At 66.4% G+C, this 14,196-nt stretch carries 15 protein-coding genes; 10 read left to right on the top strand and 5 right to left on the bottom strand.

Translation table 11 applies throughout. The features are described from left to right. From ABHR76_RS00640 to ABHR76_RS00620, 5 genes are all read right to left on the bottom strand, one after another. A partial coding sequence (locus tag ABHR76_RS00640) for an ABC transporter ATP-binding protein (protein WP_346976494.1) occupies positions 1-543 on the bottom strand: 543 nt, incomplete at its 3' end. Then, a complete protein-coding gene (locus ABHR76_RS00635; RefSeq protein ID WP_346976493.1) occupies positions 544-1,566 on the bottom strand; it encodes a FecCD family ABC transporter permease in 1,023 nt (340 codons plus the stop codon). A 22-nt stretch (positions 1,567-1,588) separates the two neighbouring features. Continuing rightward, the gene (locus ABHR76_RS00630; RefSeq protein WP_346976492.1) at positions 1,589-3,160 is read right to left on the bottom strand and encodes an ABC transporter substrate-binding protein; all 1,572 of its coding nucleotides are present in this window, start codon (positions 3,158-3,160) and stop codon (positions 1,589-1,591) included. 4 nt (positions 3,161-3,164) lie between these two features. Next, on the bottom strand, positions 3,165-3,698 hold the full coding sequence (locus tag ABHR76_RS00625; RefSeq protein ID WP_035138217.1) for a hypothetical protein: 534 nt from the start codon (positions 3,696-3,698) through the stop codon (positions 3,165-3,167). A gap of 145 nt (positions 3,699-3,843) precedes the next feature. Continuing rightward, a complete protein-coding gene (locus ABHR76_RS00620) occupies positions 3,844-4,770 on the bottom strand; it encodes a sirohydrochlorin cobaltochelatase (RefSeq protein WP_196026065.1) in 927 nt (308 codons plus the stop codon). A gap of 458 nt (positions 4,771-5,228) precedes the next feature. Between ABHR76_RS00620 and cobM the strand changes: the two genes are divergently transcribed. The 10 genes from cobM to ABHR76_RS00570 form a co-directional block, all read left to right on the top strand. Further along, complete coding sequence (cobM, locus tag ABHR76_RS00615) at positions 5,229-6,020, top strand: precorrin-4 C(11)-methyltransferase (protein WP_055286466.1); 792 nt, start codon at positions 5,229-5,231, stop codon at positions 6,018-6,020. Position 6,021: 1 nt separating this feature from the next. Beyond that, entirely contained in the window at positions 6,022-7,206 is a 1,185-nt protein-coding gene (gene cbiD, locus ABHR76_RS00610) for a cobalt-precorrin-5B (C(1))-methyltransferase CbiD (RefSeq protein ID WP_346976491.1), read from the top strand. Beyond that, positions 7,199-7,432 (top strand): SAM-dependent methyltransferase, encoded by a 234-nt coding sequence (locus ABHR76_RS00605; protein ID WP_346976490.1) that lies wholly within the window; start codon positions 7,199-7,201, stop codon positions 7,430-7,432. The genes cbiD and ABHR76_RS00605 overlap by 8 nt, the downstream gene beginning before the upstream one ends. 48 nt (positions 7,433-7,480) lie before the next feature. Continuing rightward, entirely contained in the window at positions 7,481-8,566 is a 1,086-nt protein-coding gene (locus tag ABHR76_RS00600) for a cobalt-precorrin 5A hydrolase (protein ID WP_346976495.1), read from the top strand. Beyond that, positions 8,566-9,309, top strand: coding sequence for a precorrin-3B C(17)-methyltransferase (cobJ, locus tag ABHR76_RS00595; RefSeq protein ID WP_117769633.1), 744 nt, complete (start codon positions 8,566-8,568; stop codon positions 9,307-9,309). The genes ABHR76_RS00600 and cobJ overlap by 1 nt, the downstream gene beginning before the upstream one ends. Next, positions 9,297-10,631 (top strand): precorrin-6y C5,15-methyltransferase (decarboxylating) subunit CbiE, encoded by a 1,335-nt coding sequence (cbiE, locus tag ABHR76_RS00590; protein WP_346976489.1) that lies wholly within the window; start codon positions 9,297-9,299, stop codon positions 10,629-10,631. The genes cobJ and cbiE overlap by 13 nt, the downstream gene beginning before the upstream one ends. After that, positions 10,628-12,010 (top strand): cobyrinic acid a,c-diamide synthase CobB, encoded by a 1,383-nt coding sequence (locus ABHR76_RS00585; protein WP_346976488.1) that lies wholly within the window; start codon positions 10,628-10,630, stop codon positions 12,008-12,010. The genes cbiE and ABHR76_RS00585 overlap by 4 nt, the downstream gene beginning before the upstream one ends. After that, a complete protein-coding gene (locus tag ABHR76_RS00580; RefSeq protein WP_346976487.1) occupies positions 12,003-13,145 on the top strand; it encodes a nicotinate-nucleotide--dimethylbenzimidazole phosphoribosyltransferase in 1,143 nt (380 codons plus the stop codon). The genes ABHR76_RS00585 and ABHR76_RS00580 overlap by 8 nt, the downstream gene beginning before the upstream one ends. Then, positions 13,142-13,690 carry a bifunctional adenosylcobinamide kinase/adenosylcobinamide-phosphate guanylyltransferase gene (locus ABHR76_RS00575; protein ID WP_346976486.1) on the top strand — a complete coding sequence of 183 codons (549 nt, stop codon included), beginning with the start codon at positions 13,142-13,144 and terminating at the stop codon, positions 13,688-13,690. Before ABHR76_RS00580 ends, ABHR76_RS00575 begins: the two co-directional genes overlap by 4 nt. Next, positions 13,687-14,196: adenosylcobinamide-GDP ribazoletransferase (locus ABHR76_RS00570; RefSeq protein ID WP_346976485.1), on the top strand; the 510-nt coding region annotated here is incomplete at its 3' end. The genes ABHR76_RS00575 and ABHR76_RS00570, both read left to right, overlap by 4 nt.

Raw genomic sequence — 14,196 nt, 5'->3', positions numbered from 1 at the left:
CTCGTCGACCCGACTATGGTCGTCGGGCGAGAGTGTGCCCATTCGCCCGGTGTAGGGATGCCTTCCCGCCTCTACGATATCGCGGCAGGTGAGGAGCTCGGTCCGGGGGCGATCTGTCAGCATAACGGCAAGGTTCCTTGCGAACTCCGCCGTCTTCCATCGGGAAATCTCCCGCCCGTCGAGCTCGACCGCGCCGGCAAGCGGTGCCAGATGGCGTGTGATGGTTTTCAAGATGGTCGACTTGCCCGAGCCGTTCGGCCCGATGAGCGCCACGACGTCGCCCGCGCGAACCTCCAGATCGACGCCTTCGACTACGACCTTCTTGTCGTAGCCCGCCGACAGGTCGCTTATGCGGAAAAGCGGCGCTCCGTCAGCCTGCGTTTCGACCGGGGTTTCGAGGTTCGACTCCGCTCGAAGGAGGCGTTCAGCACGCAGTTCCGCACGAGCCGAAAGTGTCTTCTGGCGCTTTCGTGCGAGCTCAGGACTGTCTAAGCATGGAATGTCCCCTCCGAGCGTTTTGGGCCGCGGCACGAATTCCCCCATCTACCTCACCCGCTTCTTCAGCATGAGCGCGATAACCACCGGCGCGCCGAAGATGGCAGTGACGGCGCTGATGGAAAGCTCGACGGGAGAGAACAGCGTGCGCGCGATCAAATCGCAACCCGCGCAGAAGATGGCGCCTCCCAAGAAGCACGCAGGAATCACGCGGATGGGCTTCGACGACTTCAGCGCCGACTTCACGAGATGCGGAACCGCGATGCCTACGAACGACACCGGACCAGCGAACGCGGTCACGCAGGCGGAGAGCATGCTCGCTAGAAGGACGAGCACCACGCGGAAGCGTGCGACGTTCACGCCGACGCTTTTCGCGTAGGCTTCTCCCAGCTGGAAGGCGGAAAGGGGCTTCGATATCGCGAATACGCATGCGCTCACGGTGATCACCACGACCACGATGACCGCGATGTCGTCCCAGCTCGAACCCGAGAAGCTACCCAAAGACCAGTTGTGCAGGTTCACGATGGACTGGTCGTCGGCGAAGGCGATGAGAAAGTTCGTCGCCGCCGAGCAGATGTATCCCACCATGACGCCCGCCACGATGAGCATGGCCATGGAACTTATGCGCCGTGCGATGAGGAGCACGAAGCCGATGGTGATAAGCGATCCCAGAAACGCTGCGGCCACCATGGCCGGCGAGGACATGGCCTGGTTCGCGCCCAGAAGCACGATCATCGTAAGCGCGACGACGAACTTTGCGCCCGAGGAGACGCCCAAGATGAACGGGTCGGCGATGGGGTTGTTGAAAAACGTCTGCAGCAGGAACCCGGAGAGCGAAAGTGCCCCGCCGAGAAGCACGGCTGAAAGCACGCGCGGCAGGCGAATCTCCCAGATGACTTGGCTTTCCATGGAATTGGCCGCGCCGCCCGAAAGGATGCCGGGGATGTGGTCTGCGGGCACGAGCACGCTCCCGATGCACAGGTTGGCCCCGACGAGCACGATGAGGACAACAGCGAGCAGCGCCGTCACGACGCGACACCGCGCGGCGCGCCCCGATTCGTCGTATGTCATGGAAAGCCGGCTTCTCATGGCGCTAGCCAAGCTTCCTCAGATAATGGAAGTCGCTCGCGTCATCGCCGGTGAACGCCCCGTGCAGCTCGTCGATAATGTCGGCGGTAGAAGTCATCTGCTGGTACATGTCGGCGTTTGTGACCCAGACGTTGCCGTTCTTTACAGCTTTGAACTGCGACAATAGCGCGTTTTTGCCTACGAAGTCTTTCAAGGTGGCAACCGATTCGTCGATGGTGCCGTTGTAGACGATGATGTCGGCATCCTCCGCCGTCGCGTAGAAGCGCTCCATTTCGAGCGTTACTGACGAACCTGACGTCGACGCCGTCTGCGCGTCATCGAGCGCGTAGCTGCCGCCTGCAAGCTCGATCATCTGCGCCACGTAGTCGCCCGCCCGCCGCGTGACGGCGGCCCCGTTCGAGTTAATGTAGAAATACGCCACGGTTTTACCTGACGACGCGAGCCTCGACGTTTGCTCGACGCGGGCCTTCTGCTCGTTGAACAGGTGCGCGGCCTCGTCTTCCTTGTCGAACAGGACGCCGAAAAGCTTAATCCACTCGACGCGCCCGAGTGCTTCGGGCTCGCTCGACGACTGTTCGGTGAGCACGACGAGCCCGAGCTTCTGCAGCTTTTCCTTCACATCGGGCGTGTGGTTGATCATGGTGTTCTCGATGGCGAGCGTGCAGCCCGAGGCCGATATTCGCTCGTAGTCGGGCGCGCTGTACTTGCCGCCGTAGGCGATCGCCCCACTTTCGAGCGCGCTTTTGAAGCCCGCGACCGAGCAATCGTCGGCCTTCGTGCCCGACATTAAGATATTGTCGTTCGCATCGAGCGCGTCGACCAGGCACATCGTCGCCGACGACACGAGGTACACCTTGTCGGCGGGACGCCTTATGACCGCGATGTCGGAGCTCAACCCATCAGGTACCTTCGCATCTTGCGGTACCACGAGGAAGCGCTCCCCGTTCGAAATGCAGATAAGCCGCAGGCCGCCTTCGTACTCGTCGACAGTGAAGTGCTCGGCGTATTCAAGCTGAAGCGCCCCCGTCGGCTCCCAGCCGCAGCCCAAATCGGCGTTGTGGAAGTCGGCCGCGGCGCTTGAAGCCGTTCCCGCAGGGGAGCCGCCGCTTGCATCGTCGCCCGATTTCTCCTTCATGGTGGATGAGTCGAAGTGGAGCGTGTAGTCGATGGTGTGCGGCGTCGACATGGCGACGGTCTCGGCCGACACGGCGATGTCCTCGTCGAGCGTGACGGGTATCTCGAACGTGGAGTTGCCGCCGTCGTTTACGGGCGCGTAGTCCACGCCGTTGACGGTCATTTTGTCGTAGTTCGAACTCGACCAGGTGATGGTCGCGGTGTAGGTGTCGCCATCCTTCACAATTGTGGTGGGTGAGGCGATGCTTGCGCGCCCTGACCCGCCGGAGAGCGAGACGCTCACAGTGTATTCCTGAGAGCCTGCCGTGCCACCGGTCGCGTTCGGGCTCGCACTGCACCCCGCGAAGGGAAGCGCGAACAGGGCGACGAGAACGCAGGCGATCGCGCGCACCGCGATGCTGCGACGCTTCCTGCTTTCCCCCTTGGGAAGAATCGACCGCATGGCGTTACTTCAGTGCGTCGGCGCGCAGATCGACGCCGGCGGATTCGAACACGAGCGTGCGGTCGTACCACTGCTCTTTTCTAATACTCCACGCGGCGCAGGCGGTGTCCTCGTCGAGCGCTTCAACGGGCACGTCGTAGGTGTACTTGCCTTCCGCGTTTTCCACATAGGGGATGAAGTCGGCCTCGCTCGCGGCGGCAGCCTCGTCGCCCGTGCCCATGAAGAGCTTGCCGTAGCCCGTGCCGGAAAGCGTCATCACGCAGTGCATGGAGCCGTTTTCCACGATGAGCTGGGCGTCCACAATCCTGAACATGTTCGAGCTGGAATCTACGGTGATCGGATAGGTGCCGTCGGCCACCTTGTCGGCGGTGATGGGGGCAGCGCTTGCGCCCTCGGGCGCATCGGCCGCCTGTTCGGTCTTTTCCTGGGAATCGGCATCGCTTGCCTTTGCGCTGTCGATTGAATTTCCGCCGCAGCCGGCGAGCGAGAACGCGAAAAGCGCCGCTGACAGGGCGAAGGCGAGGGTTTTCTTCAACATGGAGGGGGTTCCTTTCAATCGCTTCGACCGCCCGCGCCGTGCGGTGGGCGGGCGGGATGCGAATGCAACGGGCATGCGCCGTCAGTCGGGGAAGGCGCATGCCCGTTGCACGGGGACGCGACCGGCGCCCCCGTGCGCGGCGAGTTTACAGCTTGGCGATGGCGTCGTCCACGTGCGCGACGTAGATGTCGTCGACCGCGACGTTCTGTCCCAGACCCTGGAGCAGGCACGTCACTTCGAAGCCGGCGGCCACGAACTTCGCAGCCCAGCTGTCGGGGTCGGTCTCGTCTGCCATGTCGTTGTTCGCGTGGTCGCCCGCGACCACCATGAACGGCGCGAGCACGGCCTTCTTGTAGCCTGCGGCGCTCGCGGCGGCGATAACATCCTCGCAGGTCGGTTCAGCCTCGACGGTGCCGACGAAGAACTGCGTCAAGCCCTCGTTCTTAAACACTTCCTGCATCTTGGCATAGTCGGCGTTGGAATCGGCTTCGGTGCCGTGGCCCATGAGGCACAGCGCCGTCTTGCCGTCGTCGAAGGACGCCATGTTCTCCTTAATGGCTGCGGCCACCTTCTTGTAGTCGTCGTCGGAGGTGAGCAGCGGGTCGCCGAGCGAGATTTTGTCGAACTTGTCGGCGTACTTGTCGAGCTCGTCTTTCACGTCGGTGTATTCCAGGCCACCCATGAGATGCGTCGGCTGCACGACGATTTCCTTCACGCCGTCTTCCACGCAGCGGTCGAGCGCCTCGGTCATGTTGTCGATCGTGATGCCGTCGCGCTTCTTCAGCTTGTCGATGATGATCTGCGCGGTGAAGGCGCGGCGGATGTCGTAGTCCTGCCAGTACTTCTCGCGGATAGCGTCTTCGATGGCGCCGATGGTGATGTGGCGCGAGTCGTTGTAGCTCGTGCCGAAGCTCGTGACGAGGATGACCGGCTTCACGGCCTTCTCCTTTTCACTCGATTTCTCGGAACTCGCGGAGGTGTTGGAGCAGCCCGCGAGCGCGACTCCGGCGAGCGCGACGGCTCCGGTTGCTGCGGCGCCCATGAAGCCGCGGCGTGACATCTGGTCGGACATGGTTTTTCCTTTCCTCGGTTTGCCGGTCCCCCGGCGACAGTTGCTTGTCGGCACAAGCGAAAGAAAAGCGCACCCCTCGGGGTTCACAAGGAGCTAACGCCACGGCGATGCCGTGAGGAAAAGGCGAAGCAGTCTGGCTTGGGGCGCGAGGCGGTTCGCCCGCGCGTCCTATACAGTAATGTCCCTTGCCCAGGATTCCCACCTGGTTCCCTCCGCAAGCCAGCGCGGGCTGTGCGGGCGCCGCGCCGGTCATTTCCTTTTATCCGATTGTCATATGCTCGTTGCCGAATCTTTTACTATGATAGTGGGCACTTGTGAACGTGTCAAAGCCAGGGCGGGCGGCATTGCGCCTCCTGCCTGCGTATTTGCGCCGATTGCCGCCGCAGGCGCCGTGTTTTGCCCGCTGCGCGAATGGCGGCGTAAACGGTTGCGATGAGAAACGGGAAGGGAAGGCTCGGATGATTCATATCGTTGGCGCAGGCTCGGGCGCCGCCGACCTTATCACGCTGCGCGGGGCGCGCCTTCTGCGCGCAGCCGACGTGGTCGTTTGGGCGGGAAGCCTTGTGAACCCCGAGCTGCTCGCTGAGTGCAAGGAATCCTGCATCGTCTACGACAGCGCGCACATGACCTTGGAGGAAGTGCTCGACGTGATGTGCGCGGCAGATGCGCGGGGCGAGGACGTGGTGCGCCTGCACACGGGCGACCCGTGCCTGTACGGCGCCATCCAGGAGCAGATGGACGCGCTCGACGCGCGCGGCGTGGACTACGAGGTGGTGCCCGGCGTGTCGAGCTTTTGCGGTGCCGCGGCGGCGCTTCGCCAGGAATACACGCTGCCGGGAATCAGCCAGTCGGTCGTGATCACGCGGCTTTCCGGACGTACCCCCATGCCCGCGGGCGAGGGCATGCGCACCATGGCGGAAAGTGGCTCGACTATGGTCATCTTCCTGAGCTCGGGTATGCTCGCCGAGCTTTCCGCCGAGCTTTTGGCCGCGGGCCGCAGCTCCGACGAGCCGGCCGCGCTCGTGTACAAGGCGACCTGGCCTGAGGAGCGCGTGGTGCGATGCACAGTGGGCACGCTCGCCGATGCGGGCGCGCGAGAGGGCATCGACCGCACGGCGCTCGTGGTGGTGGGCCGCGTGCTCGGAGCTCGCGGCGGGTTTTCGCACAACGGCGCGCAAGCAGAGTCGTACGAGCGCAGCAAGCTTTACGACCCTTCGTTTGCCACGGGGTATCGGAAGGCGAGCAGCTAGCGTGGCCTTCGAGCACTACATATATACCGGGACGACCCGCCTGCGCTGCGGCTACACCACGGGGAGCTGCGCCGCGCTCGCGGCGAAGGCGGCCTGCGAGATGCTTTTGTCACGAAAGCCCGTCGGCCGCGTGTCGATCGTCACCCCCGGCGGGCTGCCCGTCGAGGCGAACGTGGTCGACGCATGCATCGGCGAGGGGTGCGCCCAGTGCGCCGTGCGAAAGGACGCAGGCGACGATGCCGATGTGACTGACGGCGTACTCGTGTACGCGCACGTGGAACATGCGGGGTCGGGCACGGGTGCTGCGGGCAGCAAGGACGTGCCCGCGCGCGAATCGGAAGTTTCCGTCGATGGCGGCGTGGGCGTGGGGCGCGTGACATTGCCCGGGCTCGAGCAGCCGGTGGGGGCGGCCGCCATCAACGCGACGCCGCGCGCGATGATCACTTCGGCGGTGCGCGAGGTGTGCGCCGCGCACGGCTTTTCTGGAAATATTGCTGTGACGATTTCGGTACCCGAGGGTGTTGCCCTTGCCAAAAAGACCTTCAACCCGCATCTGGGGATAGAGGGCGGCATCTCCATCCTGGGCACGACGGGCATCGTCGAGCCGCGCAGCCTCGCTGCCTTGCGCGACAGCATCGAGCTCGAGATCCGGCAGCATGCGGCTATGGGGCGGCGCGGAGTCGTGCTCACGCCCGGCAACTACGGCGGGCAGTTCATCTCGGGGCATTTCCACCTAAACGGTGCGCCGGTGGTCTTCATCTCCAACTTTGTGGGCGATGCGATTGACTGCTGCGTTCGCGAGGGATTTACCAATGTCCTTCTTGTGGGACACATCGGCAAGTTGGTGAAGGTCGCGGGCGGCATCATGGACACCCATTCGCGTACCGCCGACTGCCGCGCGGAGATTCTGGCCGCCCACGCGGCCATGGCCGGCGCGGGCGCGAAGACCGTGCGCGAGATCATGTCGTCCGTCACGACCACGGCGGCGCTCGAGGTAATCGAGGCCGCCGGCGTTGGGGACGCTGCGCGCGCCTCGCTCGCTGCGGCAATTGAGGGCAGGTTGCGCCGCCGCGCGACGGGCGCATGCGACATCGCCGCGGTCGTGTTCGACGCCGAGCGCCGCGAGCTTTTCCGCACGTCGGGCGCCGATGCAGTTATCGGGAAATTGGGGGCGACGTATGAGTAAAGGCGTTCTGTACGGGGCGCGCCGTGCAATCGGCTGGCCGGGGACGAAGGTGGTCATGAAGGCGCGCCGCTCGCTTGCGGACACGAAGCGCTTCCTTTGCGAGGAGGGTGCCTTCGACGGTGCCGAGCTTGTAGAGGACTGTGGGCTTCCGGGCGAGCGCGTGTACCGCTCGCTCGACGATGTGCCCGATCGGGGCAGCTACTTCTCGACGATGGTGGTGCGCTAGATGAGGGTTTCCTGCATAGCGTTCACTGAGAGGGGGTATGCGTTGGCGGTGCGCACCGCACACGCGCTTTCCGATTGCGCGCAGACAGGTGAAGACGACCCTGGCTGGGACGTTTCCGTTTCGCGCGGGTTCGGCGAGGGGAAGGCCGACCTGCGCGCATGGACGGCGCTCGCGTGGGAAGCGTCGGACGCGCTTCTGTTCGTGGGCGCGGCGGGCATCGCCGTGCGGGCGATCGCGCCGCATGTCGCCTCGAAGGCAACCGATTCCGCGGTTGTGGTGATCGACGAGGCGGGGCGCTTTGCCGTCCCGCTTTTGTCGGGGCATTTGGGCGGTGCGAACGAGCTTGCGCAAACTGTGGCACGCGCGGCAGGGGCCATCCCCGTCATCACCACGGCGACCGACGTCCGCGGCGTGTGGGCGGTGGATACGTGGGCGCGCTGTGCGGGGCTCGCCGTTTCGAATCCCGAGGCTATCAAGCGAGTGTCGGCGCGGCTGCTTTCGGGCGGGCGCGTGGCGCTCTATTCCGACATGCCGATTTCGGGACAGCCGCCTGAGGGGGTTGACATTGCGTCCGACCGCGCTCGGGCCGATATCGTCGTGTCGCCGTTCGCTGGCGCGAATGCAGGTGCGTCCGTTCGCGCGGCGGAGACAACGGGCGAGGTCGTGCCCGCCGGTGAGACGGGGAAGCCGGCGGGCGTGCGGGCGCAGGCGCCTGCGCCCGAGCCGCTTCGCCTTGTCGTGCCCTGCATCGTTGCGGGCATAGGGTGCCGTCGCGGTGCGTGCGCCGAAGCCATCGGGGAGGTGTTTCTTCTCGCGTGCGGGCAGGCGGGCATCTCGCCTTCGGCCGTGCGCGAGGCGGCGACGATCGACGTGAAAGCGCACGAGGAGGGTCTGGTCGCCTTCTGCCGCGCGCGCAATATCCCGCTTGCGACGTATTCCGCAGAGGAGTTGTCGCAGGTCGAAGGCAGCGTTTCGCCATCTGATTTCGTGCGCGCGACGGTGGGGGTCGACAACGTGTGCGAGCGCGCGGCGCTCGCGGACGGGGGCAAACTTATCTTCCCGAAGCTCGCTCACGGCGGCGTGACCGTCGCGTTTTCCAAGGTAACTATCAAACTTTCGTTTAAGGAGCGGTGATGGGAAAGCTCTTCGTGGTGGGGATCGGCCCGGGCGGCCCCGACGGCATGACGATTGCGGCCCGGCGCGCGCTCGAGGCGGCCGACATCGTTGTGGGGTACACGAAATACGTGGAGCTCGCGCTCGCCGCCGTGCCCGACGCGGCGCATCTCGCGACGCCGATGATGCACGAGGTCGAACGGTGCCGCCTGGCGCTTTCGCGCGCGCAGAGCGGAGAAGCCGTGGCGCTCGTGTGCAGCGGTGACGCGGGCGTGTACGGCATGGCGAGCCCCGTGCTGGAGCTTGCGGAGGACTACCCCGATGTAGACGTGGAAGTTATCGCCGGGGCCACCGCGGCTCAGAGCGGGTCGGCGGTGCTCGGCGCCCCGCTTGCCCACGACTTCGCGGTCGTGTCGCTCTCCGACCTGCTCACGCCGTGGGAGGTCATCGAGCGCAGGCTCGCCGCCGTGGCGAGCGCCGACTTCTGCATCTGTTTGTACAACCCACGCAGCAGAAAGCGCGCCGACAGGCTCTCGCGCGCGGCGAAGATTATGCTCGAATGGAAGGCCCCCGACACGCTCTGCGGCTGGGTACGCAACATCGGGCGCGAGGGGCAGCAGTCGGGCATGTGCAGGCTCTCCGAGCTGGGGGAGATCGACGCCGACATGTTCACCACCGTGTTCGTCGGCAACGCGGACACGAAGCTCGTAGGCGGCCGTATGGTCACGCCGCGCGGGTATCGGGAGATTCCATGCGAAAGGTAACGATCATCGGGGCGGGGCCCGGAAACCCCGACTTGCTCTCGCGCGCGGCGCTCGACGCGATCGACATCGCCGACGTGGTCATCGGCGCTCATCGCGCGCTTGCCGGCATCGACGTGCCGCCCGACGTGGTGAGATGCGAGCTCGTGAAGACGGCGGACATCGTCGCCGCGCTCACCGATGCGGCGTCGTGGCAGCGCGCCGTGGTCGTGATGACGGGCGATGTGGGGCTGTTCAGCGGCGCGCGCCGCCTGGTGGAGGCGCTCTCCGGCAACGCGCAGGTGGACGTGCGCGTCATTCCCGGCATAAGCTCAGCGTCGTATCTCGCCGCGCGCCTCGCGCGTCCATGGCAGGATTGGCGCTTTGCGAGCGCTCACGGCGTGGCGTGCGACATCGTGGCCGAGGCCGAGCGCGCAGGTGAGCTCTTCCTCGTCACGTCGGGCGGGGAAGACCCCTCGCGGCTTTCCGGCGAGCTTGTGCAGGCGGGCTTCGGGGACGCGCGCGTGACGGTGGCCGAGCGCCTGTCGTACCCCGACGAGCGCATCACCTGTGCGACCGCAAGTGAAATCGCAGGTCAGACGTTCGACGACTTGAACGTGATGCTTATCGATTTCGCAGGCGGCGCCGGGTCGCCTGCGGGCTCTAGCGCAGCCTCCGAGGCGCCGGTCGGCGCGTCTGCGCCCGCGGCGGACTCTGCGGGCGCATCCCGTGCCGCGAGCTCTCGCTGGCCGTACGCTTCCTCGGGCATTCCCGACGAGCTCTTCATCCGCGGCGACGTTCCCATGACCAAGCAGGAGGTGCGCGCCGTCGCGCTCGCGAAGCTGTGCCTTACCGCGACCGACACCGTGTGGGATGTCGGCGCCGGCACGGGGAGCGTGTCGATCGAGGCGGCGCTCGTCGCGCGAGCGGGATCGGTATGGGCGGTCGAGCGCAACGCGGCCGGCGTGCGGCTCATCCGAGAGAACGCGGATGCATTCGGGTGCGGCAACGTGCATGCGGTCCCCGGTGTCGCCCCCGAAGCGCTCGCGAAACTGCCCGTCCCCGACGCCGTGTTCGTCGGCGGGAGCGCGGGCGAGCTTCCCTCCATCGTGGAGGCGGCGCTCGAGAAGAATTCGCAGGTTCGCCTGTGCGTGCCATGCGTCACCGTTGAGACACTCACCGAGGCGTGCGCGCTCCTCTCGGGTTCGCGCTTTAAGGGGTTCGAGGCGTGCCAGGTGTCGGCCGCCCGCGCCGAGGCTGTAGGCTCGCACCATCTTATGAAGGCGCAAAATCCCGTGTTCCTCGTCAGCGCGCGTGGTGCAGGTGGGGAAGGCGGTGCCCGGTGAGCACGTCCATCCCGCGCTTCATGGTCGCTGCGCCCTCGAGCGGGAGCGGCAAGACGGTCGTTATGTGCGCGCTCCTGCGCGCGCTCGCGCGCCGCGGCCTTGCATGCGCGGCCTTCAAATGCGGCCCCGACTACATTGACCCGCTCTTTCATCGCCGCGTCGTGGGCGCGCGCTCGGGTAACTTAGACGGCTTCTTCACCGACGCCCCGACGCTGCGCGCCCTGCTCGCACGCGGCGCCGCGGGCGCGGATGTCGCGGTGCTCGAGGGGGTCATGGGCTTCTACGACGGCATGGCACCCGGCGTGGCCGACGCGAGCAGCTACCAGGTTGCGCGCGACACGGAAACGCCGGTCATTTTAGTGGTGAACGGGCGCGGGGCGTCTTTATCGCTCGCCGCCGTAATCCGCGGCATCGCCGAGTTCCTGCCTTGTGCGAACGTGCGCGGTGTCGTGCTGAACAAGACGAGCGCCGCTGCCTGCGCCTACGCGGCGCCTCCGATCGAGAAGCACACGGGCGTCGCGGTTTTGGGGAATATCCCCGCCGACGAGGCGTTCTCGCTCGAAAGCCGGCATCTGGGGCTTGTGACCGCCGACGAAGTCAAGCAGCTCTCCGCGCGCATCGACAAGATGGCCGAGCTGGTGGAAAAGAGCGTCAACGTCGACCGCTTGCTTGAAATAGCGGCGACGGCACCCGATATCTGCGAGGAACCTTATCGGTTGGAGCCGATCGCGGGAGCGCGGCCCATCGTCGCCGTCGCGCGTGACGAGACGTTCTTGTTCTACTACGAGGAGAACCTGCGCGCGCTCGAGGACCTGGGTTGCGAGCTGGCCTTTTTCAGCCCCCTGTGTGATAGCGAGTTGCCCCGGGGGACAAGCGCCCTCTATCTGGGGGGCGGCTACCCGGAGCTCCATGCGCGGCAGCTCTCCGAGAACGCGCCGATGTGCGAGGCGATGCGGCGCGCGGTTGAATCCGGCATGCCGACGGTCGCCGAATGCGGTGGGTTTCTGTATCTGCAGCGCGAAATCGCCGATAGCGAGGGGCGGCGCTGGCCTGTTGCGGGCGCCCTTGAGGGCGTAAGCGAGAACGGGGGAAGGCTGTCCCATTTCGGGTACGTGGAGCTCACTTCTCAACGCGACGGGCTCTACGGGCCGCGCGGCACACGCATCCGCGCGCACGAGTTCCACTACTGGCAGTCCACCTGCCCGGGCGGCGACTTCTGGGCGCAGAAGCCCCGGCGCGACAAGGGCTGGCCGTGCATGACGACCACCCCGTCCCTGGTTGCGGGCTTCCCGCATGTGTACTATCCTGCGAACCCCGACGTTGCGCGCGCGTTCGCGTCTGCCGCAGCGTCGTTCGCAGAGAGGAGACGGCATGGCTGAAGCAACCGAAACCGCGCTTGCCTGCATCCGCGAGGAAGTCGAGCGCGCGTTCTCGTCGGCGCCGGGCGCCGTGCTCGAAGCCGCGCTCTCCCGGATTGCGCCCGCAGACGAGTGCGCCCGCGCCGCCGCGTACGCCGCGTGGGACTCCATCGCGCACCCCTTGGGGGGATTGGGCGACTTTGAAGACGCCGTCGCGTGTATCGCCGCAGCTCAGGGGAGCGCCGAGGTGGTCGAGTTTCCCCGTGCGCTCGCGGTATTCTTCTCCGACAACGGGGTCGTTGCCGAAGGCGTGTCGCAAAGCGGGCAAGACGTGACGCGAGTCGTCGCGCGCAACATGTGCGAGGGGGCCACGAGCGCCTGCCGCATGGCGGCGTTCGCGGGTGCCGTGGTCGTGCCCGTCGACGTGGGTATGGCCTGGGGCATAGAAGACGCGCGCATGGTGCGCGCGAACGTGCGGCGGGGGAGCGGCAACATCGCGTACGGCCCCGCTATGTCTCGCGATGGGGCCGTGCGCGCGATCGAGGTCGGAATCGCCGTCGCGTGCGGGCTTGCCCGCGCCGGCGTGCGCCTTCTCGCCGCGGGCGAGATGGGCATCGGCAACACGACCACCTCGGCGGCGGTGGCCGCAGTGCTCCTCCGGACGGACGTGCGGAGTCTCGTCGGGCGCGGCGCGGGGCTCTCGGACGCCTCGCTCGCGCGCAAGCGCGACGTGGTCGAGCGCGCTATCGACGCGAACTCGCCCGATCCCGCCGACCCGATCGACGTGCTCTCGAAGGTGGGCGGCTTCGACATCGCGGCGATGTGCGGTTTCTACCTGGGGGCCGCGGCCTCGAAGGCGCCGGCGCTCCTCGACGGGGTCATATCCTGCACGGCGGCCCTGTGCGCGGCGCGCCTGTGCCCCAACGCCTTGGGTTACCTCGTGGGCACCCACACATCAAGCGAACCCGCAAGCCAGGAGCTCCTTCGCGAGCTCGGCATAAAGGCACCCCTCGACGCAGGCATGCACTTGGGCGAGGGCGCGGGCGCCATGGCGTATCTGCCCCTTCTGGATTCGGCGCTGCGCGTGTACCGGGATGGGAAGACGTTCACGGCGACTGGCATGGCTGCTTACGAGCATTTCGAGGCCGGGAAATGACGGTAACGCTCGTCATCGGCGCCGCCGCGAGCGGCAAGAGCGCCTACGCCGAGTCCCTGTGCCTCGGGCACGACGGACCCCGCGTGTACCTGGCAACGATGGAGCCCTTCGGGGAAGAGGGCGCCCGCCGCATCGCGCGCCATCGGGCGCTGCGCGAGGGCAAGGGGTTTTCCACCCTCGAGCGCACGCGTGACGTGGGCGCCGCAGTGTCCGGGCTTCCGCGCGGCTGCACGCTTCTTTTGGAGGACGTGGGCAACCTGGTTGCGAACGAGCTTTTCGCGGAAGGCGGCTTGTCCCCACGTGACCCCGACGCTGCGGCGCGCGAGGTGCTCGGAGGCATCGAACGGCTCGCTCAGGCCGCTGCGTATACGGTGGTGGTCTCCGTCGACGTGTTCGCCGATGGGATGCGCTACGATGAGGGGACCGAGGCATGGAGGCGCGCGCTCGCGCGCGTGAACGCGGGTGTGGTGGCGCTGGCCGACCGCGCAGTCGAAGTGGTATGCGGGATTCCCGTGTGGATGAAAGGCGAAGGACCTATAAGGTGAAGATAGCAGAGGCAATCGGCGCGGCGTTCGGAACGTTCTCGCGCATCCCCGTCCCGAAATCGGCCTGGACCGATTTCGGGTCAACCCATGCGCTTGCCGCGTTTCCCCTGGTGGGCCTTGCGGAAGGCTTCCTCATGACGGCGTGGGGGTACGTGGCGAACCTGCTCGGCGTACCCGCGACCATCGTCGCGGCCGTGCTCGCGGCGCTGCCTGTGGCGGTGACGGGAGGCATCCACCTAGACGGGCTCTGCGACACCTCCGATGCGCTTGCAAGTTGGGCCCCGCGCGAGCGAAAGCTCGAGATCATGCACGACCCGCGGGCGGGCGCCTTCGGGGTCATCGGTGTTGTTGTGTACCTTATTCTGCAGTTTTCCCTGTTCACCGCGCTGCCGCTTACGGCGGGGGCGTTCCTCGCGCTTCTGTGCTCGCTCGTGTTCTCCCGCGCGCTTTCGGGGCTCGCCGTAGAATGCTGGCCTGCCGCGCGGGCGGACGGCATGGCCGCGGGG

The sequence above is a fragment of the Collinsella aerofaciens genome (genome assembly GCF_039752985.1).
In the GTDB taxonomy this organism is placed as follows: domain Bacteria; phylum Actinomycetota; class Coriobacteriia; order Coriobacteriales; family Coriobacteriaceae; genus Collinsella; species Collinsella aerofaciens_BT.
The sequence above is the reverse complement of the archived record's forward strand: the minus strand, read 5'-3'. Positions and strand labels throughout refer to the sequence as shown.

Coding starts and splice junctions, on each gene's coding strand:
- ABHR76_RS00635 (WP_346976493.1), bottom strand. CDS start 1,566: ATGACATACGACGAATCGGGGCGCGCCGCGCGGTGTCGCGTCGTGACG.
- ABHR76_RS00630 (WP_346976492.1), bottom strand. CDS start 3,160: ATGCGGTCGATTCTTCCCAAGGGGGAAAGCAGGAAGCGTCGCAGCATC.
- ABHR76_RS00625 (WP_035138217.1), bottom strand. CDS start 3,698: ATGTTGAAGAAAACCCTCGCCTTCGCCCTGTCAGCGGCGCTTTTCGCG.
- ABHR76_RS00620 (WP_196026065.1), bottom strand. CDS start 4,770: ATGTCCGACCAGATGTCACGCCGCGGCTTCATGGGCGCCGCAGCAACC.
- cobM (WP_055286466.1), top strand. CDS start 5,229: ATGATTCATATCGTTGGCGCAGGCTCGGGCGCCGCCGACCTTATCACG.
- ABHR76_RS00605 (WP_346976490.1), top strand. CDS start 7,199: ATGAGTAAAGGCGTTCTGTACGGGGCGCGCCGTGCAATCGGCTGGCCG.
- cobJ (WP_117769633.1), top strand. CDS start 8,566: ATGGGAAAGCTCTTCGTGGTGGGGATCGGCCCGGGCGGCCCCGACGGC.
- cbiE (WP_346976489.1), top strand. CDS start 9,297: ATGCGAAAGGTAACGATCATCGGGGCGGGGCCCGGAAACCCCGACTTG.
- ABHR76_RS00580 (WP_346976487.1), top strand. CDS start 12,003: ATGGCTGAAGCAACCGAAACCGCGCTTGCCTGCATCCGCGAGGAAGTC.
- ABHR76_RS00575 (WP_346976486.1), top strand. CDS start 13,142: ATGACGGTAACGCTCGTCATCGGCGCCGCCGCGAGCGGCAAGAGCGCC.